This window comes from Pantoea sp. JZ2, from assembly GCF_035191405.1.
Lineage (GTDB): Bacteria > Pseudomonadota > Gammaproteobacteria > Enterobacterales > Enterobacteriaceae > Pantoea > Pantoea stewartii.
This window is the reverse complement of record NZ_CP045249.1, coordinates 189,001-211,997: the sequence shown is the minus strand read 5'-3', so window position 1 is coordinate 211,997 and position 22,997 is coordinate 189,001. Positions and strand designations below refer to the sequence as shown.

At 49.1% G+C, this 22,997-nt stretch carries 22 protein-coding genes and 2 pseudogenes; 21 read left to right on the top strand and 3 right to left on the bottom strand.

Features of this window, described 5'->3' with window-relative positions; translation table 11 throughout:
• Nucleotides 1–164: 164 nt before the first annotated feature.
• From GC087_RS24800 to GC087_RS24720, 17 genes are all read left to right on the top strand, one after another.
• The gene (locus GC087_RS24800; RefSeq protein ID WP_324030768.1) at nt 165–995 is read left to right on the top strand and encodes a helix-turn-helix domain-containing protein; all 831 of its coding nucleotides are present in this window, start codon (nt 165–167) and stop codon (nt 993–995) included.
• Nucleotides 988–2,769 (top strand): type III secretion system outer membrane ring subunit SctC, encoded by a 1,782-nt coding sequence (gene sctC / locus GC087_RS24795; protein WP_210523099.1) that lies wholly within the window; start codon nt 988–990, stop codon nt 2,767–2,769. The genes GC087_RS24800 and sctC overlap by 8 nt, the downstream gene beginning before the upstream one ends.
• A 14-nt stretch (nt 2,770–2,783) precedes the next feature.
• Complete coding sequence (gene sctW, locus GC087_RS24790; protein ID WP_210523101.1) at nt 2,784–3,905, top strand: type III secretion system gatekeeper subunit SctW; 1,122 nt, start codon at nt 2,784–2,786, stop codon at nt 3,903–3,905.
• A 47-nt stretch (nt 3,906–3,952) separates the two neighbouring features.
• On the top strand, nt 3,953–6,004 hold the full coding sequence (locus GC087_RS24785; RefSeq protein ID WP_210523133.1) for an EscV/YscV/HrcV family type III secretion system export apparatus protein: 2,052 nt from the start codon (nt 3,953–3,955) through the stop codon (nt 6,002–6,004).
• A 12-nt stretch (nt 6,005–6,016) separates the two neighbouring features.
• Nucleotides 6,017–6,424 (top strand): InvB/SpaK family type III secretion system chaperone, encoded by a 408-nt coding sequence (locus tag GC087_RS24780; protein ID WP_210523103.1) that lies wholly within the window; start codon nt 6,017–6,019, stop codon nt 6,422–6,424.
• Between the two features lie 17 nt (nt 6,425–6,441).
• Entirely contained in the window at nt 6,442–7,737 is a 1,296-nt protein-coding gene (gene sctN / locus GC087_RS24775) for a type III secretion system ATPase SctN (RefSeq protein WP_210523105.1), read from the top strand.
• On the top strand, nt 7,721–8,182 hold the full coding sequence (locus GC087_RS24770; protein ID WP_210523107.1) for a SpaM family type III secretion system protein: 462 nt from the start codon (nt 7,721–7,723) through the stop codon (nt 8,180–8,182). The genes sctN and GC087_RS24770 overlap by 17 nt, the downstream gene beginning before the upstream one ends.
• On the top strand, nt 8,163–9,176 hold the full coding sequence (locus GC087_RS24765; RefSeq protein ID WP_210523109.1) for a SpaN/EivJ family type III secretion system needle length determinant: 1,014 nt from the start codon (nt 8,163–8,165) through the stop codon (nt 9,174–9,176). Before GC087_RS24770 ends, GC087_RS24765 begins: the two co-directional genes overlap by 20 nt.
• Nucleotides 9,173–10,096, top strand: a complete 924-nt coding sequence (locus GC087_RS24760; protein WP_210523111.1) for a FliM/FliN family flagellar motor switch protein — start codon at nt 9,173–9,175, stop codon at nt 10,094–10,096. Before GC087_RS24765 ends, GC087_RS24760 begins: the two co-directional genes overlap by 4 nt.
• Nucleotides 10,086–10,757: an EscR/YscR/HrcR family type III secretion system export apparatus protein gene (locus tag GC087_RS24755; protein WP_210523114.1), complete on the top strand. Its 672-nt coding sequence runs from the start codon at nt 10,086–10,088 to the stop codon at nt 10,755–10,757. The genes GC087_RS24760 and GC087_RS24755 overlap by 11 nt, the downstream gene beginning before the upstream one ends.
• A complete protein-coding gene (gene sctS / locus GC087_RS24750) occupies nt 10,754–11,008 on the top strand; it encodes a type III secretion system export apparatus subunit SctS (RefSeq protein ID WP_112287156.1) in 255 nt (84 codons plus the stop codon). Before GC087_RS24755 ends, sctS begins: the two co-directional genes overlap by 4 nt.
• Nucleotides 11,009–11,020: 12 nt before the next feature.
• Nucleotides 11,021–11,785, top strand: coding sequence for a type III secretion system export apparatus subunit SctT (gene sctT, locus GC087_RS24745; protein ID WP_210523116.1), 765 nt, complete (start codon nt 11,021–11,023; stop codon nt 11,783–11,785).
• Between the two features lie 12 nt (nt 11,786–11,797).
• A complete protein-coding gene (locus tag GC087_RS24740; protein WP_210523118.1) occupies nt 11,798–12,910 on the top strand; it encodes an EscU/YscU/HrcU family type III secretion system export apparatus switch protein in 1,113 nt (370 codons plus the stop codon).
• A 132-nt stretch (nt 12,911–13,042) separates the two neighbouring features.
• Complete coding sequence (gene sicA, locus GC087_RS24735) at nt 13,043–13,594, top strand: type III secretion system translocator chaperone SicA (RefSeq protein WP_275273040.1); 552 nt, start codon at nt 13,043–13,045, stop codon at nt 13,592–13,594.
• 83 nt (nt 13,595–13,677) lie between these two features.
• Nucleotides 13,678–15,648, top strand: coding sequence for a type III secretion system translocon subunit SseC family protein (gene sctE, locus GC087_RS24730; RefSeq protein WP_324030767.1), 1,971 nt, complete (start codon nt 13,678–13,680; stop codon nt 15,646–15,648).
• Between the two features lie 50 nt (nt 15,649–15,698).
• Complete coding sequence (locus tag GC087_RS24725) at nt 15,699–16,943, top strand: IpaC/SipC family type III secretion system effector (RefSeq protein ID WP_210523122.1); 1,245 nt, start codon at nt 15,699–15,701, stop codon at nt 16,941–16,943.
• Nucleotides 16,944–17,006: 63 nt separating this feature from the next.
• The gene (locus GC087_RS24720) at nt 17,007–18,113 is read left to right on the top strand and encodes an IpaD/SipD/SspD family type III secretion system needle tip protein (RefSeq protein ID WP_210523124.1); all 1,107 of its coding nucleotides are present in this window, start codon (nt 17,007–17,009) and stop codon (nt 18,111–18,113) included.
• Nucleotides 18,114–18,448: 335 nt separating this feature from the next.
• Here GC087_RS24720 and GC087_RS24715 read toward each other — a convergent pair.
• A protein-coding gene (locus GC087_RS24715; RefSeq protein ID WP_210523126.1) for an IS1 family transposase occupies nt 18,449–19,143 on the bottom strand; the annotation gives its coding sequence in 2 pieces (ribosomal slippage) (nt 18,449–18,897 and nt 18,897–19,143; 696 coding nt in all).
• A 252-nt stretch (nt 19,144–19,395) separates the two neighbouring features.
• Here GC087_RS24715 and GC087_RS24710 point away from each other — a divergent pair.
• Both GC087_RS24710 and GC087_RS24705 read left to right on the top strand, forming a co-directional pair.
• The gene (locus tag GC087_RS24710; protein ID WP_324030766.1) at nt 19,396–21,054 is read left to right on the top strand and encodes a hypothetical protein; all 1,659 of its coding nucleotides are present in this window, start codon (nt 19,396–19,398) and stop codon (nt 21,052–21,054) included.
• A gap of 46 nt (nt 21,055–21,100) precedes the next feature.
• Nucleotides 21,101–21,796, top strand: a complete 696-nt coding sequence (locus tag GC087_RS24705) for an IS6 family transposase (protein ID WP_210523173.1) — start codon at nt 21,101–21,103, stop codon at nt 21,794–21,796.
• Between the two features lie 45 nt (nt 21,797–21,841).
• Here the strand turns inward: GC087_RS24705 and GC087_RS24700 are convergent.
• Nucleotides 21,842–22,150, bottom strand: a pseudogene (locus tag GC087_RS24700) (transposase zinc-binding domain-containing protein); the annotation flags it as partial.
• Nucleotides 22,144–22,344 carry a hypothetical protein gene (locus tag GC087_RS24695; protein WP_324030765.1) on the bottom strand — a complete coding sequence of 67 codons (201 nt, stop codon included), beginning with the start codon at nt 22,342–22,344 and terminating at the stop codon, nt 22,144–22,146. The gene GC087_RS24695 and the pseudogene GC087_RS24700, both read right to left, overlap by 7 nt.
• An 80-nt stretch (nt 22,345–22,424) precedes the next feature.
• Between GC087_RS24695 and GC087_RS24690 the strand changes: the two genes are divergently transcribed.
• Both GC087_RS24690 and GC087_RS24685 read left to right on the top strand, forming a co-directional pair.
• The gene (locus GC087_RS24690; RefSeq protein ID WP_324030788.1) at nt 22,425–22,556 is read left to right on the top strand and encodes a putative zinc ribbon protein; all 132 of its coding nucleotides are present in this window, start codon (nt 22,425–22,427) and stop codon (nt 22,554–22,556) included.
• A gap of 182 nt (nt 22,557–22,738) precedes the next feature.
• Nucleotides 22,739–22,867, top strand: a pseudogene (locus tag GC087_RS24685) (hypothetical protein); the annotation flags it as partial.
• Nucleotides 22,868–22,997: the final 130 nt, after the last annotated feature.

Here is a 22,997-nt window from a genome sequence, read left to right as displayed (position 1 = left end):
AACTTGCATTGACGAACGAGGATTTTCTGATAAATTAACTGGCACTTCGAGTGCGCTGTATTATATAGTTCTTAATCAAGTGCTTGAATAATATTTATAAATACAAGCTGAGGTAAGGGGAAGCTATGCTAGATTGCAATGCTCAATGCCATCAGAAAAACATAATGCGGCAACGCGTAAATGATAGCGCAAATGCGGAAATGCCGCTTTACGTGAGTGACGAATGTATCGATTTAAATAACGGCGTGTTGTTTGCGCGACCGCTAAATAGTGAATCCGTTATGAGCATATCTGCCTCAGTTGAACTGAGGGAGAACTATGACGATCGTCTTAATAATATTCTTCAACCCATTGTGCTATCGACCCTGAATAACATGGAGATCGCATTTCGGGGTGACTGGATGGTTGAAATACTGTCGATGTCACAGGCCAGCACGTTGTTTTCATTCCTGGATTATCAGGCTAAATCTCGCAGCGTTAACGCCGAGCCGCGCATAGGGGAGACAAATACTTCGTTGCTGATGCACACCGAGCGGAATCTGGCAATTTTTGTGGACGATGCATGCAAATCGCTGATGGGGATGTTGATTTTTACATTATTAAAGCCTCAGGATCGCCGCCTGGAAAATCTCTTTTCGTTTGTCAGGAATGTCGAAAGCTATTGGATTGCCCATTTTCTGTTATCTCAGGTAATGAATGAAGATAAAGAGAGTGACAGTCATAAGATTGGTAATGCCAGTAAGATCTACGGCGTATCTGAATCCTATTTCAGGAAGCTTTGCCACCATGCTTTTACCCGGGGGCCAAAAAAACAGTTACGCCTTTGGCGAGCGGCGCACAGTGCCCTGCAGTTGATTGAAAAAGATAACTCAGTTGCGGCTATCGCAGGGAATAACGGCTATGCGTCGTCGTCTCATTTTTCTAGTGAAATAAAATCACTGTTTGGCATTACACCGAGGGAGTTTAAAAAATTGGAAGGCTTGCTTCATGAATAAGATGATTGCGAAACTGCCGGTCCGCTATCTGCCGTATTTATTGCTGGGAGTATTGAGCTGTAATTCGGCGGTCGGCGCATTATTGGATACCCAGGATTACTCGGGTGGCCCAGTCGATGTCCGTAACGGTTCGCGGGATGACGAAAATACCTACGTCGCCAGTAATAACAGCGTTCAACAGCTATTTTTTGTGATCGGTGGCGCGCTGAATAAACCCTTTGTTGTCAGTACGGAGGCGGCCAAAAAACGGGTCTCAGGAAGTTTCGATCTTAGCAAGCCGAAGGAGCTGTTAAATACCTTGGCTTCACGTACCGGGCTTATCTGGTATGACGATGGCAGCTCTGTGTACGTTTACGATGCCAGCGAAATCAAAAGCAGCATTGTGCGCTTGTCCTATGCGCCGTTTGACCGGCTGGTTGCCTTCATCAAGTCCTCAGGGCTGTACGACGCTCGTTTCCCGCTACGTTCAGACGGGCGCTCTGGCTCTTTTTATGTTTCAGGGCCGCCGGTCTATGTCGAACTTATCGCGGCGGCTGCAAAGTATATTGATGCAACCTATGCCCGTCCCGGAACGGGTGAAAACACGATCCGCGTGATCAAGCTTAAAAATACTTTTGTGAACGATCGCACCTTTACCCAGCGCGACAGCCCTATCATCGTGCCTGGCGTTGCGACGGTGCTGAACCAGCTGCTGAATAACTCAGGCGATAGCCGTGGCGTACGTTCAGCGCCAGCCGGGGCGAACATCACCGTAGATAATGATACGCGAGGCGCGCTTGAGGCCGCTTCGGCCACACAAAAGGGAAATTTTCCGCCGTTGCCTTCATTTAATTCGGGGTCATCGGCGAAGCGGGAGTATGAGTCAGATTCCCTCGGCCAATCGTCCATCAATATTGTCGGCTATTCGGATACCAACAGCTTGCTCATTCAGGGTTCCGAAAGGCAGGTAAGTTTTGTTGAGGATTTAGTCAGCGCAATTGATGTACCTAAACAGCAGATACAGCTGTCGCTGTGGATCATTGATATTTCGAAGGATGATATTAACGAGCTGGGAATTCGTTGGCAGGGTGCGGCAAAAATAGGCAATACCGGCGTTGCTTTTAATACCAGTTCACTGACTCCGGAAAACAGCATTCATTTTCTGGCGGATGTATCCGCACTTGCGCAAAAAGGCAATGCACAGGTGGTTTCACGTCCGGAGATCCTGACTCAGGAAAATGTTCCGGCGCTATTTGATAATAACAGCAGCTTTTACGCCAAGCTGGTAGGTGAGCGTAACTCCTCACTCGAAAAGATTACCTACGGCACCATGATTAGCGTATTGCCGCGTCTGGCGCAGCGCCAGCAGGAGATTGAGATGATCCTGAATATTCAGGATGGCGGCCTGCCTCTCAACTCTGAGGGTAAAACCGAAAATGTCGACAGCCTGCCAATGGTGAATAACACCCAGATAAGTACGGAAGCGCGCGTGCCTGTGGGCTATAGCCTGTTGGTCGGTGGCTACAGCCGCGACCAGGATGAACATCACAGCGTGGGCATCCCGCTCCTGCGCGACATTCCTGTGTTGGGTAAGCTGTTTGATTACAGCTATACCAGCCACAAGAAAATGGTTCGCTTATTCCTTATACAGCCAGGTTTACTGGCAAGCGGCGAAACCTGGCAGGGTCGGGGACCGGAGGAAAATAACCCCGTGCTGGGCCGAACTTGGGTGGGGAACGAGGTGACGTTGAAATCGACGGTCTCCATGTTACGTGAAACGATGAAAAACAATTAAGGACCAGGTGAGTTATGGACATTCGTTCTGTTGCTGGCGTTGATTTTAATCGCATTGAACCGCAAATCCCGGAAAACCGTAGCGCAGCAGGCCAGCCCGTATTTGATGTGGGCGAAAAAGCGCTGCTTATTAATTTGCAGGAAGAGATGAGTAATGCCGCAGAGGAAATGGCCGATCTCCTCAGCGCATTTGGTCGCTTTAGCAAAGCCGGGCGTAAAAACGACAGCGTAGATAACGATTTTGTCTCCTCTATGCTTGAGGATCTGGCAGATGAAAAGCTGGACACATTAATTAAGCATGTGACCCAACTTCGTGACCTCAATAACCTATTGAACTTCGCCCGCCAGCTTTTCCCGGATGACAATGATTTAATGCTCGCGCTGCGTGAAATGCTGTTGAGTCGCCAGCTGTCTGAACTTCAGAAGAAGAAAATCAAAGAAGCGATCGCCGATTTAGAAAAATTTGGCGACACCAAAAAAATGCAGTCAGGAATGAATGTAGGTCGCCTGGCAAAACGGTTCAGCGACGGTAGCGGTGACAGGCCCCTGTCGGCAAAGGACCTGCGCAATAGCTATCTTAATTTTCTTGAACTAGAGATGCCCGCAGGCTTTATCTACAAAGACTGGATTGATGTTTACGGTTATCAGAACAGAACGCGTTTATTGGCTTTCACACTGTCGGCTCTGATTGCTGATATGAAGGCCAATGAACCCGGAATTCACTCTTCTGAATTTGGCCCACTCAGCGCAAAATTGTCAGATGCACGCTTGCTCCACACGCTGGACCAGCTGCTAAATGAAAGTTTTGCTAAATTCCCGTTTAGGGGACAGATGAGACACAATCAGCTGATGCTGGGCGAGTCCGATATTGTAGGGCTTTATATAGCGGGTTTAGTGGATACTGACGAATTTAAATTGGCGTTAAAAGAGTTCAGTAAAAACTTTATGTCATTGCTGCTGCTCAAGCAGCGGTCGATGGTCATTCAAGAACTGCGCAATGTTTATAATATGACGCCTGAGTTCCTCTTCGTCGATACGCTTTATTGGGAAGTTATTGTCAATCATCTGGCTGCTTTACTGCATAAAATGCTCGAAAAAGAGAAAAATACCGGCATCTGGAATGAATATTACAAATAGTCGCAGGCAAACTAGTTTGTCTGCCATGGATTGATGTGCAACTACTCATGCTTAGAAGATTTATTCTCGAAATTCGTAACAGGCCAGAGCTTATTATCTTAACGATAATGATTATGGTCGTGGGGATGTTGATTCTCCCGTTGCCGACATGCTTGGTTGATTTCCTTATTGGACTTAACCTGACGATGGCACTGCTGATTTTTTTTGGTTCTTTTTATATTACAAGGATTTTGGATTTTTCGACTTTTCCATCAATTCTGCTAATTAGTACGATATTCCGTTTGGCAATCTCTATCAGTACCAGTCGACTGGTGCTGGCGGATGCCGACGCCGGTGAAATTATTGCCAGCTTCGGGGAGTTCGTCATTGCGGATAACCTGGTGGTGGGCTTTGTTATCTTCTTCATCGTTACTATCGTGCAGTTTATCGTCATCACCAAAGGGTCGGAGCGCATCGCGGAAGTGGCTGCACGATTCTCTTTAGATGCCATGCCGGGCAAACAGATGAGCATTGATGCTGACCTCAAGGCAGGGGTTATCGATGAAAAAGAAGTCAAGCGTCGCCGCAGCGATCTTGAAGCTGAAAGCCAGTTATACGGCGCGCTTGATGGTGCGATGAAGTTTATTAAGGGCGACGCCATCGCGGGGATCATTATTATCTTCGTGAACTTACTGGGCGGGATAGCGGTGGGCACATTACAGCGCGGCATGGATTTATCTCATGCGATGTCTGTGTTTACTCTATTGACCATCGGCGATGCTCTGGTTGCACAAATTCCGGCGCTGTTAATCTCAATAAGCAGCGGGCTGATCGTCACCCGCGTAAATAACAGTGAGAACACGAACCTCGGCGCAAAAATCTTGCAGGATATGTTTCATAATAAATTCATCCTACTAGTTACGGCCGTATTGGCTATTGCTCTGGGGCTATTGCCGGGCTTTCCGTTACCGGTCTTCGTTCTGCTGGCAGCTTTACTATTAGGCTTGTTCATCAAGGATAAGCTTGATGCTAAAAAAGGTAAAAAGCCGACAGTTAATTCTGTAGAAGAAGATGAAGAACCGGTACTGAAAAGCAAACCGGTGATGATCGACGGGGAGTACATCCCAGAAACGATTCCGCTCATCATTACCGCCTGGAAAGGCTACGAGAGATATTTCCAGGAGCATAATTTGTGCTCGTTGCTCAAACGTAACTTCTTTATTGAGTACGGCGTTCGTCTGCCGGATGTTGTGATGAACTACGACCAGCAAATGGTGCGCGGCAAGCTAACGGTTTCAATCAATGAAATTCAGGTTGCCACGTATGACATTTTACCGCGCATGTGCAAAGTGCTGATGCGTGGCGACGAGCTGCAAGTTATTGACTCTATCGTGCAGGCGGTAGAAACGGCTCAGGGTTTCGCTTATTGGATCCCTGAAGAACGGAGTGAAACCGCCTTACAGCTTGGTTTTTATTCAAGAACGGCGATCGATGAATTCTATGCCTGCGTCTCAACTTTGCTGGTGCACAATATTTCCGAGTTCTTCGGCATTCAGGAGGCAAAAACGCTGCTTGACGATTTGGAGAAAAAATATCCTGAGCTACTCAAAGAGTGTTATCGAAATAATACCGTGCAGCGTATTACCGAAGTTTTCCAGCGGCTATTACAGGAGCGTATTTCTATTCGCAATATGCGTCTGATTCTTGAGGCCTTAGTTCAATGGGCACCCAAGGAAAAGGACCCCATTATGCTGGTGGAGCACGTTCGCAGCGTGTTATCACGTTATATCTCTAACCGCTTTGCGTCTAACGGGCAGATTAGCACCCTGGTTATGTCGCACGATATGGAAAGCCTGGTTCGTGGTGGAATTCGCCAAACTTCTGGCGGGACATTTATCAATCTGCCGCCACCGGAAATTGAAAGTATTATCAGAAGCCTCGAACAGTGCATTAGCAGCAATGGTGCTAACGCTCGCGATATTATTTTGATGGTGTCACTGGATATTCGTCGCTTTGTGAAAAAAATTATTGAAGGAAGCTACCCGGAAATGGAAGTGATTTCTTATGGCGATGTTGCATCCGGCGTGGATGTTAATGTCATTGGTTCGTTAGAAAATTAATTGAGGTAATAAATGAAATACGACGTTGTTGCACTGCTTTCCACCATGCTTAAAGATGCTGGGATGGCTGATATTCTGGATAGCGATCTGAGCAACCACTCAACAATCTCTCTGAATATGAAAGATGATATTCCAACTATTCACGTCAGAAGTGAAGATGATGAAGTATGGGTGTGGGCGAAAATTGTTGAGCAGGCTCCAGCCTCTTTAAGCTATTGCAGCGCGAGCCTTTTACCCCTGATGCTTAATCACAGCGAAGAGTATTTTTACACCGGACAGCCGTGTTTATACCCCGTTGACGGCAATATTGAACTGCGTGCTCAGGTGAAAGGAAAATACCTGCAGGCGCCGGATGATTTTTTATCGATGCTGGATAACTACCTGAGTATTTTGCAGGAATACCGCGCCGTACTGGTTTAATTACTGAGGTTCACAAAATGGTAGCCAAATGCCTGGTTCATCTAGCACACCCGTTACGTATTCAGGGAAATGTGATTGAAGCGCATTTGCCGGGGACGCGCATCGGTGAGATATGCGAGATTCAGAAATCATTACTTGAACCCGAAGTGCTGGGGACGGCCCAGGTGATTGGATTCAATAAGGAGCATACGTTACTGAGCTTGCTTAACGATAATCAGGGCTTTTCACGCAGCAATGTCCTGCTGCCGACCGGCAAGCCTTTTCGTATCGATGTTCATAAAAATATCGCCGGGGCAATCATTGACGCAACCGGTACTGTTCGCGGGCGCCTGGACAACTCCGTGCAGCAGAGTTTGACCGGTGCGCATAGCCTCGAGGCCTGCGGGGCACCTAAAGATTTTACCCAGCGTAAGCCTATCGCTGAATCTCTGGCGACCGGCGTCAGGGCAATTGATGGCCTGCTGACCTGTGGCCAGGGGCAGCGTATGGGGATTTTTGCGGCGGCGGGTTGCGGCAAAACCTCTTTGATGAGCATGATCGTTGAACATTCCGAAGCGGATATCTACGTCATCGGGCTTATTGGCGAGCGTGGACGTGAAGTCACCGAGTTTGTTGAAGAGCTAAAGTGTTCGCCGCGCTGTTCACAGATCGTGCTGGTTTACGCAACGTCAGACCGTTCCTGTGTTGAGCGCTGCAACGCGGCGCAGATTGCCACGACGATAGCCGAGTTCTTTAGCGAGCAGGGTAAAAACGTACTTCTGTTTATAGACTCGATAACCCGCTATGCGCGAGCGCTGCGTGATGTGGCGCTAAGTATGGGAGAGCTGCCCGCCCGGAGAGGCTACCCGGCATCCGTATTTGAGGCCTTGCCGAAATTACTGGAGCGGCCAGGACGGTTTTTAACCGGTTCAATCACCGCCTTTTATACGGTGCTGATTGAAAATGAGGAAGAGTCGGATGTCATTGGCGATGAAGTCCGCTCGATTCTTGACGGGCATATTTATCTCAGTAAAAAGCTGGCAGTGAAAGGACACTATCCGGCGATTGATATTATGCAGAGCATTAGCCGCGTATTTTTACAGGTAACAGACCCGGAACACCGTCAGTTAGCAAAACGCTTTCGTGAAAATCTGGTACGTCAAAAAGAGATGCAGCTCTATCTGGATCTCGGCGAATATCGACGCGGCGAGAATCCGGAAAACGATGCCGCTTTTGATCACAAAAACCAGATGGAAGCTTTTCTCCAACAAAGCATGGACGAAAAAACCGACATGCAGGCCTGTCTGGAAAGTTTATATGGAAGTGTGGCGTAAAGGGCGCGAGTTTGTCTCCCTGCTGGAGCGCAAACAACAGATTCTGCAGGGTGATATCGTAAAAACGGAAAACCGATTAGCAAAAATAAGGCAGACAATTGCTGAGCATCAGCAGGAGTGCGCCGATATCAACCAGCAAATAAAAATGTTAACCCCTTCCGGCTTACACAGCCGTGCGGATATTTATAAGGGAATAAGACAGCAGGGGGCTTTATTGACTCACCAGCAGTTGGTTCATCATAAAATAAATCAGCTGGAAAATGAAAAATATAATCTAGAGCACAATCTTGAGCAGCATCGCGCCGCAATGAGCCTGCTGGATAAAAAGCACTACAAACTTTCTTATTATTTGCAGCCGCTGCGCCGCGATTATATAGGCCGCTGCGACAATGCTGCAGAAAACGAAATTCAGGAGATTGCGGGTTATGGTAGGAAAAGTTTCTGAAGTCAGTGTGAGCGTTGCGATGAAGGGCGATTCAACGCCGGATGACAACACGCTGCTAAAACATATTGCGAAAAAGAAAAAACAGGATGAGGGCGGCGAGAATATTTCGCTGGCCGCCATGCTACCGCCGGGTGCGCTGGTTAGGTTAACGACCTCCTTAGCGCAGGGGGGAGGCCTGCAGAAAACCGAAAAGCAGACGGCAAAAGAAGTCGCTGCCGCCTCTTTGGGCCTTGCCGCCGAAGCACGCCAGACGAAGAAGGGCGATGGCCTGCGTCGGCAGGTGGCGTCGATCGTTGCTGGCCAGATGGCTACGCCGAACGCAGGCAAAAACTCCGTGGTCGTCCAAAAAGGCGGGGTCACCAGCCCGTTTAGCACCAGGGCTGTGGCGATCGCATCTAGAACCGAGGGGCAATCCACCACGTCTGTCGCCGTAAACGTTGCAACAAATACGCTCGTAGACGCGGCTACTAAACTTCATCAATCCACCACGGCTCAGCACCCTCAGGCTGCCGCCGTAATAAACCCTGGCATCGTCACTATATCGGCCCCGGAGGCTGAGGCGTGCCGCCAGGAAAAGCCGTTTCGAATAAAGGAAGATTCTGGCGAAGCAAAACCGCTTTGGCAGGGGGCGAAGCAGCTGGAGAACGTGGTGCCAAAGCAGGGCGAAACAGCGGCACAAAGCAGAAATAGCCCCGCAACGCTCCAGCAGCTGAAGACTCAGGCCGGTTTGGAAAGCGGGGTGAAAGGCGGAAACGAAGGCCTGACGCTCGAAGTGAACTATCAGTTTCAACGCTGGTCCGGCGACCATTCGGTCAGAATTTCGGTGCCAACCGAAGCACGCCGGGAAGGGAATGTCACTTTGCTTCCTTCCGATGCTCGTGCCGCGGATGTGCTTCTTCGCAATATGGGCCATTTGACAGGTCTCAGCCTCAATCTTCTGCGCCCGCAGCAGGAGCGATATGAACAGCAACAGCAGGGTGAGGATCAGGAATGAGTTTGAGAGGTCATTTACGCAAGCTTGACGGCCGCCAACTGACGCTTGAGCTGCTGCGTAACCATCACCCTGGTAGTGAGATCGCTGAGTTTAGCGGGCAGGAGCGCTACTTGCAGGTGCAGCTTGAGGATAAGCAGGGTAGCCGGTCGCAGGCCTGGCTTAGCGTTGACGCCTGGCTCGGTTACATGGATGTCCACCTGCCCGATATCCCCTGGTCGGAGGTTCCCCTCAACTATCTGGCGCGCTGGTTAAACCATCTCGAACTGAGCTTTTTGGTAGAGGAGCAGGTGTGGGATGCGGTACAGATTGCGCTACCCGCAGGCGCCCTGCCGGAAAAGGCGCTTGCGATCCTCGCAGAGCCTTGCCAGCTGCTGTGCCTTGACTGGCCACAGAGCGGGGAGCGCGCATTGCATGTACCGGCCATCTCCGCCAATCAGGTGCCTTTCCAGCTGAACTACGTGCTGGGATACAGCCAGCTCTCCCTTGCCCAAGTAGCAGACGTGGCTGCCGGGGATTTGCTGCTGATAAAACAGAACTTGCCCCATCTGGCGGTAGGCGATCGCCGACTTTTTAAACTGAGTTATTACCCTAATCAGGAGGTTATTGTGGAAGAGCGTTTAGAAGAGCATTACCAGGAATACTATGAAGATGAGGTTTTGCACGACTGGACCAGTCTGCCCGTCAATATTAAATTTGTGCTGGATGGTCGGACGGTGACACTGGCGGAATTAGATGCAATAACGCCGGGCACGTCATTGGGGCTGACCCCAGAAGCAGAACAAAATATTAAAATCTACCTTAACAAAAAGCTATTTGCCCGCGGTGAGTTGGTGGCTCTGGAGAACGGATCTCTGGCGGTTGAGGTTAATCACGTGAATCCCACCCTGCCAGGTAACATGGTACAGCCTGATGTTGAGTAATGATATTTCTTTAATAGCGATATTGTCGTTTTTCACCTTATTGCCTTTTATTATTGCCGGGGGGACCTGCTTTATTAAGTTCTCCATTGTGCTGGTGATGGTGCGCAATGCCCTCGGGATCCAACAGGTACCTTCGACCTTAACCCTAAATGGCGTAGCGCTTATTTTAAGCGCTTTTGTCATGATGCCCGTGTGTCAGAAAATTTGCGGCTATATTGAAGAAAACCATATCGACTTCAATGACAGCAGCTCCGTAACTCAACTTATGGATCAGGGGTTGGGAAGTTACCGGGCTTATCTGGTGAATTATTCCGATCATGACTTAATCCGCTTTTTTAATAAAGTACAGCAGCAAACAACCGGTGAGCCGGAGCCTGAGGTGGAAGACCATGAATTAACGGGCCTGCCGCTCATGACCCTGATGCCAGCCTATGCGCTAAGCGAAATACAGAGCGCATTTAAAATTGCGTTTTATCTTTACGTCCCGTTTGTAGTCATCGATATGGTGGTTTCTAGCATCCTACTGGCGTTGGGGATGATGATGATGAGCCCGGTGACCATTTCGATTCCTATTAAGCTCATTCTGTTCGTGTCAATGAACGGTTGGAGTTTGTTAACCAAAGGACTGATCGCCCAGTACGCCGATCTGATGGCATCATGAGTAATGTATTATTTATTGGTAACTCCGCGCTGCTCGTTGTGCTGAAGCTAACGGCGGTACCTATCGCCTTTGCTACCATCGTTGGCATTATCGTTGGCCTGTTTCAGACCATCATGCAAATTCAGGAACAAACGCTGCCCTTTGGGCTGAAAATGCTGGCGGTATTTGCCAGCATTTTTATGCTGATGGAGTGGTTTTCAGCCGAAATGACGAATTTCGCCACTCAGGCTTTTTATATGGCTTTTCGTTAAAACGGAAAATATATGCTGTTTGTGGCGTTCTATCTTAATTTTCAGCACAGCGTGCTGACTTTTGTCATCGTTTACGCGCGGCTGGCGATCGTCTTTTATATGCTGCCGGTACTGGGCGAACGGGTTCTATCAAATCTGATTATTAAAAACACGATTATCTCGCTGACGATCATCGGTCTTTGGCCCTGCTTTGAAACGGTATTAAGTCCAGAGCAGGGGTGGCTTATTATTATAATTAAAGAATGTATTCTCGGGTTAATTTTAGCGTTTACGCTGTGTATGCCTTTCTGGGTAGTCATCGGCCTCGGTGAAATTCTTGATAACCAACGCGGCGCGACAATCAGTGACAGTATCGACCCGGTTAACGGGGTGCAAAGCTCGATATCATCGGGTTTTTTAAACTTTGCCTTCGGTGCTATTTTTTTTGCCAGCGGAGGCATGCGGCTACTTATGGAAGTGATGGTGCAAAGCTATCAAATGTTTCCACGAGGGTGTTCCTTAGAAGGTGTTCACTGGGAACAGGCCGGACACCTGCTGGTGGTATTAGTGCAAAACAGCATTCTCCTTGCTGCGCCGGTGATGTTAGTGATGATGATCGCCGAAATGTTGCTCGGCGTGTTCGCACGTTATTGCCCGCAGCTCAACCCTTTTTCACTGTCTCTAACCATCAAGAGCTTTATCGCCTTCGCAGTTTTCCTTTTCTACGGCTTTCACTCGCTGTCTGAGAAACCGCTACACATGTTCTCGCTTTCAGGTTTTCAGCAATTTCTTCCCTGAGGAAATATTTCTATGGCAGAAAAAACAGAACAGCCTACCAGTAAAAAGCGCAAGGACTCGTCTAAAAAGGGCCAGACGTTTAAAAGTAAGGATCTTATTACCACGGTGATACTGCTGACCGGGATCTTTTACCTGGCCTATGGCATGAGTTTCAGTGACTTTACCCATTTTTACTCCATGACCCTGCTGTACAGCACCCAGATTGGGATAAATGATTTCCTCATGGGCTTAATGCGTATTTTCTTTTTGCTTAGCCTGCCATTTATTGCGCTTTGTGCGCTGGTGGGTATGGCCGCAACCTTGCTGCAGACTGGGTTTTCTATCGCAACTGAAGCCATCAAGCTAAATTTCAAAGCGCTAAACCCGGTGGAAGGGGTAAAAAAGATCTTCAGCATGCGCACGGTAAAAGAGCTGGTGAAATCAGTTTGCTATCTCATTGTATTTGCGGCGACCTGCTACTGCCTGATTCACAACGACCTTCGCCAGGCATTAACGCTTTATCGGACCGATATAGCCGGGCTTATTGCTTGTTGGGTTTCGCTGACGCTGAAGGCCGTGCTGGTGTTTATTGGCTCGTCGGTTTTTGTGCTGACTGCAGATTTTATCGTTGAACATTTTCTCCATTTCAAAGATCTCAAAATGGATAAACATGAGGTCAAACAGGAGCGTAAAGAGAGCGACGGCAATCCACAGATTAAAAGTGCCAGACGGCGAGCGCACCAGGAAATACTTTCCGGGGAGGAAATGGCGGCGGTCAGAAATTCTGAGGTGGTGATGGCGAACCCAACGCATATCGCGATGGCGATCTATTTTAACCCGGAAGTGGCATCGCTGCCCTTTATTGCTCTGCGTTGCACCAATATGAAAGCCAAAGCGGCGATTGCCTATGCGGAAAAAATCGGCTTGCCGGTAGTACGCAATATTCCGCTTACCCGCAGGCTGTATCGCACCTATAGCCAGTACAGCTTCATTTCGCTAAATGATGATGTGCTGATTGACGTTATGGACATTCTTATCTGGCTGCGTCAGGTCGAAGCCGCGGGCATAACCCAAATGGCTGTGGCCGACGAGGAGGCCGAATCTACATTGCCGCAAAGTCAACAACCGCCAACGGGCCATTCGTAGCGGACACCTGTGCGGTTTTTTTGTATTAACTACCGGGGCGCAACAGTATGATGATTATATCCTCTTCACTGTTCGCCTTTGGGTTAATTGGCTGTTTTTAGATGTTAACAACTAATAAGGAAAGAGGCTGCAATGGCTAATAGAAATATGTTGGATTTACTCAACGATGAAGAAGAATTTAAAAGTGATGAGCAACTCGATGCTTATGCTGAAAGCCTGCTGGATGCCATTCGAAACGGGGCGACGCTTAAGGATGTCTATGCCGTACCTAATAACACCATGCAGGACGTTTATAAGCTGGCGTACGATTTTTATCATCATGGAAAATTGGAAGATGCCGAGTCTCTGTTCCGTTTTCTGTGCATTTATGATTTCTATAACCCTGAATATGCAATGGGTCTTGCGGCGGTTTATCAGCTTAAAAAGAATTATGCCAAAGCTATCGAATTTTATGCACTTGCTTATTCCTTATCTAAAGAAGACTTCAGGCCAATGTTTTATGCCGGTCAATGTAACCTGATGTTGCGACAGAGTGTGCAGGCTCGTAAATGCTTCGATATTGTTATTAGCAGGTGTAAAGACGCGTTATTAAGTGAAAAGGCGAAAGCCTATATTTCCGCGCTTAATAAAATAAATAATGACAAGACCGATACTCCTGAAGAGGAGAAACTTAATGAGGAATAATAATGGAGATAATCAGGCAGGTGGCGCGACCAGTCATTCTGGAGCAAGCGACCCAAGAGCCGGTAGACCAACATCAGGCGGGGATGGAAGCGGGCGATGTTGAGTTAAAAAAACAAACCGCACAGGCAAAACGCCTCGGCAATGCGGACTTAAAAGATCATTCGCAGCTGAATTCTGTTAAGGGTGCGCTGCAAACCCTGCAGCCCGATCAGCTGCTCAAGCTGTTGAAATCGACTATCAATACCGTCAACGGGAATACCCCAAGGACGAACTTAGATAACCAGGACATTCCTCAGCTTAAGTCTCCGGCGAGCCGCGAGCCCGCCACGGCAAAAAGCGGCAGCGAAGCGAAGCTTTCTGCTTCGGCCTGGGCGACGGCATTGCTCGGGAAAGTCATGCAGCTCACGAATGAAGCGTCGATGAGTAACCTGCTCGCCCAGCTGCAGGGCATCAACGCCATGATGGATGGCGCCGCGAATGTCTATTCCGTGATGGCAGCCCAGTTAGAGCTGCAGGGGACGCAATGGGCCAGCGATGCTGACGCGCTTAAAGCTGCGCAACAGCAGGCGGATGCGCTTTCACAGGATGTCGGAAAGGCCCAATCTGCGCTTGATGACGCGCAAAGAAAATCAGCGGCCCTTGAGGCCGAGGCCGCAAAACAAGACCCGGTTTCTGAAGAACTGCAGGGCAAGGTTGATGCTGCTAAAACGGCGGTGAACGCTGCGCAGGCTAACCTCACTCAGGCCACAACCGCCTATAACAACTTTGCTAATAAGACGTTGAATCCTGCAATTGCTGCGGAGAAAAGCGCCCGATCGGCATTAGATGCGACGCAGGCTAAGTCGCAGAAGATGGTTGAGTCGTTCAACCCGCAGCAGCAAAGCACCATTGAACAGCGGCGTAAGGAGGCTGACGCAGAGTCTAAAACCCTGACATTCCTCACGGCCCTGATGGCGCAGCTGATTAACAAAAGTTCCAGTGACGATTTTCAGGCGTCGGCGGAGCTGAAGCAGAAATTGGCGGAAGCAGCGGCCAAGGACGCGGAGAAAAAGGCCAAGGAATACGAAGAGGAAGTGCGTAAAGCTGAAGAAATGCAGAAGACGATGGGCTGCATTGGCAAGATTTTGGGCTGGATTGTTACGGCCGTCAGCTTTGCCGCTGCGGCATTCACCGGTGGCGCTTCTTTGGCACTGGCGGCCGTTGGGCTAGCGCTGGCGATTGGTGACGAGATAAGCCAGGCCGTGACCGGCCGTTCGTTTATGGCCGACGCGATGCAGCCGCTGATGGATGCGATCGTGAAACCGCTGATGGAGATGATGGGCAAAATATTCTCAGCCATTCTTCAATCCTTCGGCGTCGATAAAGACACGGCAGATATGGTGGGACAAATCCTGGGCGCGATCGCGGCGGCGGCGGTACTTGTCGCCGGTGTAATGGTGGCGGGTAGCGTAATGAGCAAAGTTTTTGGCACGGTGATGAAAAAGATTGGTGTCGACGTGGCAGAAGAAGCCAGCAAGACCATGGCCAAAAATGTTGCTGTTGAAGTGGAAAAAGAGGTCGTTAAAGACGTCACCAAAAACGTGGTGCGCACCGCGGTGAAGGAAGTTGCGGAAGAGGTAGCGCAAGAAGTGGCTGAAAAAGCCACAAAATCTACCATGCAAAAATTGATGGACAGTGCCATCGGGCAGGTTATTAAGCGGCTAAGCAAAGGTTTTGGCCGTTCATTGGGTGCAGACGAGCTGCAAATGGCCAAGGTTTCTAATTACAGCCAGAAGGCTGTGGTGGCTCTGAGCGTGGTCAATACCTCAAGCCAGGCGGCTGTCGGGATTGTTGCGGCCAGTATGCTGCTGGAAGCGTCGAAGATCAGAGCTGAAATGATGAAGGACGCAGCGCTTCAGGATTTGCTTAACGAAATGATGAATCGCGCCATCGATAGCTTTACCCATCGAATGGAATCGGTCAGTGAGATTGTGCGCAATATCTCAACGGTTGCGGAAAACCAGGCGCAGGCCGGTAAATATATTACTAAACAGATGAGTGCAGTTGCGGGATAAACGGCGGAACTATTTTTTACCCGCAATAATATAAAGGAGTTTTATCAGTTATGTCCGATCCAATCATTGGTGCTGGTGCGTCAGAACGTTATTTACGAGTGCAGGACGTTAAGACCGAAACAAAAAGTGTTGTCATTCAGGAAGAGAAAAGAAGTGTCCAGGACATGTCCGATCTCGCAAAAAAAGAGGGCATGCTCTCGTTAATGATGGAAAAGCAGAGTCTGCGTACCGATACGACTCAGGCATCATCTGCGGCACAGAAACGCAAAGGGGGAGAAATTGAAACCGACACCCCGGCTAAAACTGTGAAATTATCCGTCGCAGGGGAAGGGGATGCAAATAAAGCAGAGCGCTTGGCAGCCTCCGTACCTGGCGTTTTAACTTCACAGATCAATATTACGCAGCCAAATAATAAATCGGCAGATATCGGGAAAAGTGACAGTCAGTCATCCGTGAGCAACGCTTCGTCTTCCGCTGGTCAAGCTCGTTCGCAGCCCGCTGTTGAAGGCGGCACTGATATTCACGCCGCAGATGCCGCGGGCCCACGGTTAATCAACGTTGTGGGTTCCATGAAGCAGCTCGAGGTGAGCAATACCATCACCACCGTAATGTTAAATGCTGAACGAGATGCCAACAAAGCGGCGGCGGCGGCAACAAACCGCAGCGTAGATGCGGCGGCTCGCGCAGGTAATAAAACCATTGAGGCTGCTCGACAGAATCTCAACGGGGCGATCACCTCCGGCGTGCTGGGTATTGCAGGACAGGGGGCAACGACCGCGACCCAGATGAAGGCGCTAAATAAAGAAGGCACTTCCATCACCAAGAATCTGGAACCGGCCCACAACCTTGAGCTTGGCGTTCGCGAGCATCAGACCGCGATTAAGAGTGGCAAGGACACCATGGTTCATCAGAACAAAAAGCTGTCCGGCGATGTTGAGGCCACCATGACACATCCGCATGCTGCTGATATGCACAAATGCGCGCTTAAGCGCGATGCCCACAATTCGGTACAGCTTGCGACGCAGAAGAGCCGTGCTACCGCCGAGTACGCCAACCAGGGTATTCGTTCCGGGCAGGGGGCTGTTGAAGGGGCATTTGGCGTATCAGCCGCTGAGAAGCAGAAAGAGGCAGAGCTGGCCCGCGCCGATCGCGATGTTAACAGCGAACTGGCCAATACCCAAAGTCAAACGGCCAAGAAGGCCGCTGAGACCAATGCGGCCATCAGAAGTATGACCGACACCATACTCAACGCTAATAACAGCGCGGTATCTTCCATCGCGGAACGTACACGCTAAATCTGAAGAATAAGCAACGTATGCAGGGATACCCGGCATACGTTGCTCAAAAGGAATTTCGCCATGCTTAACGTAAATAATGCTGTGCCCAATCCCGTTAGTTATTATTCCTCCGATACCAACGCTACCCAAGCTGTGCCGATGGCTGAAACCCACGCAGGTTCAACTTCGGAACTGACTACGAAACTAATAAAAGAGCTTATTGCTCAGTTGGATACCCCTAATAAGGCGGATAAGTTTGATGAAATTAGGGCTCTACTTGGTCAGTATGGTTTGGATACCAGCGGCGAAGATTTTAATAACAGCAAACTGCTTGCCACATTAGAGTGTCTCAAAACGGCCAATGACGGCGCGCAACCGTCGGATGACGTTGCTGAGATGGTCGACAATCAGGAACAGCGTGTAAAGAGTAGCGCTCAGGCGTTATCGGATATCCAACGCGAGATCGTAACAAATCGTACTATGGCGAACTATTCGTTAAGCCAGTTTTCGGCTGAGAAACAAAGAGCGGCGCAGGAACCTGCACCGGAGCCAAAGAGCGGTGATGACGAAATTTCCACCCACTCCAGCTATGCCGAGCTGTGGGCCAGAATGGCCCTCGCCATTAAAGAAATCAAAGGCGATTACGTAGATTTCTATGCCGATTTGATGCAGAAGTATACGGAAATGTACGAAGCTTATAATACGCACGTGCAGGGAGCGGCATCCAAAGCCGTTTCCACAGGTGATGACGGTAATAATGTTAAGTTCGATACATCCGTCATGAAAAAAGGGTATGACGACTTCAGGAATGAAGTTAAAGGTATCGACCTGGGCAGTTTAAAAAACTGGGATAAAATGACGCCGGAAGAGCGTAAAAGTATGGAAACCACGCTTGCGCCTGCCTTTAAAGTAAACGATAGCGGTAAAATCGAATTCAGCCTCGAACAGTACAGCGCTGCACCTAATTATCCATCAGGTATTAGCGGTGGCAAAGTTTCTACGGCCAGCTACCAGGCGTGGCTTGCCTCCTTTAATGCAGGCTGCAGCGCCCTGCAAAGTAATATGCAGGTTTTTGCCCAACGTTATAGCCAAGCAAACAGCACCTTCGATAATTTAAATAAAGTATTGAGTGGTGCGATCGCGTCCCTTGCAGAAAGTGCAAAAGACGTTCTTAAAGCCTTAGGTTAAAAATTTGCTGGGTGGGTTATATGAACAGCATCTACAGGTTCGCATCGCAAGAAAGTTTAAGACAAGATATTTATCTGACTCAGGGAGTAAATGAAACCTATGGTGCATTCGCCTGCCGCGTTTCGGGTTTGCAGGTGAAATTTGCGGAACCAGACACTTTTTTTAAGACGTATGAACAGTGGGTCGTCTAACAGCTCGCAGGGGAGTTTTAAAGACCATTTTGGCTATGCTTCTGCATTAGAAGAGAATCATTCATTGCTAGGTGAAGGGGGTTGCGCCGCACAACGTTATTATTTTCATCTGCGAGCCGATACACTAAAAGGTGATGCCTCCAATTAGTAGAACATATGTTTTTCGATGAAGGCCCCAATGACTTTTTCATGAAGCTCTACAGAGCGTGAGAAGCAGATAGTTCTTCGGGCCAGGCGTTTGATTCGGGTTCTCAGCGTCAGGTTGTTGCGCTCAGTGCGTTGAGTAAAAATCTTGCCGGTCAGATGCTTATCCTTCGGCACCTCTCGGGCATAACTCCCCCAGTCGTCGCTGGTTATCATGCCTATGTTAAAAGGCGTTAGCAGTGCCAGTAATTCGCGGCAGGTTTCATCGGTTCGTGGGCCAAAAGTGTAGGCCAGTACACCGCCTGTTTTCGTGTTGTACGCGTACCAGAGCCAGTGCTGTCGGGCTTTACTGCCGACAAAGCTCCATTGTTCGTCAAGTTCACAGATAAGCGTCACATCAGCATGGGCTACCGGAGATGACGTTGTTCGTCGTGGCGCGAGTTTTTTAAAGTGCGAATGACGGTGTTAATACCGACTTTCAGTGTCCTGGCGGTATCACGAACCCCGGCACCGTTGAAGGCCATTTCGGTAATCTGCTCTTTAACTCCCGGTTTACGGGCCTCGTATGAGTAAGTGAGCTGAAACACGCGATGGCACTCCCGACAGCGGAATCGGTCGTGTCCGTTCGGGTTCTGCCCGTGCCGATAAACCTGAGCAGACTGACAACGGGGGCAATAAACGGTGACGCAGGCCATGAGTAAACCTCAAAAGCAAACATGATACATCAACTCAACCAATTAGAGGCACCACCCACTAAAACAAGCTACTTCGCACAATAATGACCGTGCCGATCAAGCTTTAATCGCGCAGCCTGAAATATACAGTCGCTATCGAGAAATGAGTGACAAGCCAAAAAAACGGTCTTTCAGCGGCTGTTAAATTTCCTAACCCGATGCTTTATGCCCTGCATCAAAGTCAAAATATAGGACAGTTGAGGAGTTATTATTATGCTTGGATCTATTAATGGTGCAGTCAGACAGGATATTCAATCTATCTATGCCAGAGGCATGGATAGCTCTGCATGCGCGACCGAGAGACCCGCTTTTATCAATCTGATTACAGAAGGTAGAAACGATCCGATAGCCCTATTTAGACAACAGCCGCATCAGACCGTTAATGCAAAACAGCTTGTTTGGCATGAGGCGCAAAAAAATCTCCCAGCCGATTTTCTTCAAAAAGAATTAAGCCCTGAAGGAAATAAGATCAGGACGCTTATCGGTGTTATCTATAAGGATGTGCAAGATAGCGGTAATCCAGAAGATCTAGCCAAGCTTGATAAAGTTTGTAAGAAACTTGCCGAAGCTAACGGCAATGAAAATAAAGAGCAGAAGGTAGCAAAAGAACTCTCAGGCCTAGTTTCAAAATACAGCGCGGGCGCTTTTGAGAAGGTGATCAACAAGTATATTGAACACTGTATGGAAGCTTGGGAAGATCATCACCAGGCGAAGTCAGTGGATACTCACGACAAGGCCATCTTCAAGCAATGTCTGGATGTTTGCAAATCTACCCTGAAGCACGACGTAGAAGGTCTGACACAGCCCAATCAGCCATGGGAAACGATGGCCCAGAAGCTGAACTTTTTCGTCAATGACTGTGCCGCTATTTCGAAAACGCTAACATTTTATGATGCGGAACCGGTGCCCCCTGCACCACAAGGCCCGGAGATGCTGAATCCTAACCCCGACGGTGGTGCAGATAACCAAAGAGTATTTATTCCAACCGGGCCAAGGCAGGGCGGCATTACTCTGAATATCACCAGCCAAGGGGGGAGTGTTGGCGATATTACCCGTTCAGTTGGTGCGGCGAATACCTCGCCTGCGGACTCTAACTCTACGATTGTTAAGCACATTCTGGATTCAGGGCTTACCAATATTGAAAAGGTGGGTCTCATTAAAGACCTGTTTAATGCTGGCATTGGAGGCGGTAGAAACTTCCTTGGAAATCTGGCTGGCGTAAAGGGCTTCAAGCAAGAGCTGGCTGTCGACGCTCCGCAGCAAAACGTTGCCAGGCGAGAAATTGAAACCCAGACACCAAAGCCTGAATTAAAGAGCATCGCTACTCAAACTGAGAGGGCGACTGAAACCGAAACTATTCACGATTCGAGCCTTGGCCCTGAGCCCAAAGTTCAGCAACAGCCAACCATTGTGGTTGAACAAAACATGCTGAAGACGGCGTTCGATGGCGAGGCGTCCAAAACGCAGAATGCGCAAAATTTGGAAGCGGACAACGTCAATGGCGTCGTACTGCGCGAGAAAAAGGAGCCGTCTGGCCGCACCTCTTTATCAAATGGTGATTTTATTTACACCACCTCGCGCAACATTGATCCTTTGAATCGCAGATCTTCAATGCCGACGCATTTTATCCCTCCAGGGCCAGAGACTAAACCTGAACGGGCAAGCGGAAAAGTCGTGACGCTGGCGGATAAGTTTGAAGCTTTGAAGCAAAGGGCTCCTTCAGCCTTCGCTCACCTGGAAAAAAACGGTGCCTTGGCTTCTGAAGGGGAAAAGGCAAAACCAACCGTGGAGCATAATGTTGAGAAGAACTTAACGGATAGCCTGATAAGGCCTGAACCTGAACCCCCACTAAATCCGGCTCTGTCGCATTAAGGAGTCGTCAGGTAACATGCAGTTTTTTTTGCGATGTTCCCTGCCCATGTCTCTGATCCGAAAAGCCTTCAAACGCCTGCATTATCCCGTCGATATTATTGCCCAGTGCGTTCGCTGGTATCTGGCTTACTCACTCAGCTTGCGAAATCTTGAAGAGATAATGGCTGAGCGGGGGATTGTCGTTGATCATTCCACGCTTCACCGCTGGGTCATCCGGCTGGTACCACGCTTAGCTAAGGCGTTTCGCCGGTATAAACGTAATCCTGGCCGACGGTGGCGAATGGACGAAACCTACATCAAAATCAGGGGGCAGTGGAAATACCTGTACCGGGCAGTTGACAGTACGGGGCAGACCATCGACTTCCTGCTGGTCGCTAAACGTGATGCGGCAGCTGCTCTGCGTTTCTTCCGCAAGGCTATCCGCAATAACGGGGAACCGGAGGTGGTAACCATTGATAAAAGCGGCGCGAATACCGCGGCTCTGGATACACTCAACGCGGGTAAAGCAGATGAAGAAACCATTATCGTCAGGCAAAGCAAGTATCTGAACAATTTGATTGAGCAGGATCACCGGAACATCAAACGGCGGATACGACTGATGCTGGGGTTCAAATCATTTCGCCGGGCGCAGACGATACTGGCCGGCATTGAGTTAATCCATATGATACGCAAAGGGCAGTATAAACATCCGCAGGGGAACGGGTTGTCACCGGCAGAACAATTCTATCTTTTGATTGACTGAAAAACAGATTACGCAGCTTTTGCTGACTTACTGCCGTTAATGCGACAGAGCCATCCAGTCACAGTCCGGCAGGCGGTTGAACTGGGCGGCAATCCACGGGTCGGTGGCCTTTTTGCCGCAGGACGGGCAGGCGCGGCTGTGGCGGGCACTGGTGATATATTTTACGTGGTGGCAGCCGGGGTTACCGCAGCCATATTCCTTCAGGCCGCTGATGCGGGAGCTGCAGGCGAACATCTTTGTGACGGCTTCCATCTTAATATCGCGCAGGCCACCGGCGTCGAGAAAAGAGGTCCAGCACTGGTTAGCAGTGAACAGCTTTTTGAGCGGGTGGAGGCTGAAACCAGAAATCACCACACAGGTAAATCCCCTGCTTCCTGCAGTCGGGCAAGAGCCGCCACATCGTGGCGGTGCTCCTGTATGGCGCTGGCGACCATGGCCGGAGGCGGATCCATGGGCTTCATCAGCTTAATCCTGTCCCAGTCAGGCTGTGAAAGCTTATCAGCGGCAACGGAGAGCTGAATGGTATCGATACTTTTACGGGTCATCATGGGTAAAGGCTCTGAAAAAATATATAGTCAGATCATACATATTCGAGTCAGTGTATGGCAACTCAGGGTTAGGCTGACGACTGTGTTTTCAATTTGCAGCCGCCAGGCTGCCAGCACCTTCAGACAGAGATTACTTCTGCGTACTCTGCCAGCGTGAATATTATGGTCACCGGTGTTGCCCGGAGTGCGGACAGCATATCTACAGCAAATAAATGAAAGATATCGATATGCTACATAACAGCGATCAATTCCGCGAATGTCGTGGGTAACTGTATTGTGAAAATGGCATAAATACTCCGGTGTGTTCAGCAAAGTATAAGCCAGTCCTTGTCAACGAGGGATAAAAGTTGATCTTCCGTGACTTGAGTAAAGATTTTCATGCAATAGGACTCATTACGTGCAGGACATTATCAAAGGCATCATTATCGTCGCGGCGGTTATTATCGATATGCGGCGTTACTGCAAAAACCTTAAACAGCCTGGGCCGCAGCGGTTACAGCTGTGGGCGAATACCCTGATGTAAGAATTTACTGAATCCAGGTCACACTTTTGTTCGGCCGCCGTTGTCATTGATAAAAGACGCTTAGATAATTCGACGAAATAACCCATTTTTAAGATGGCGTGCTACTGCGAAAGCAGGCAAGACCAAAATA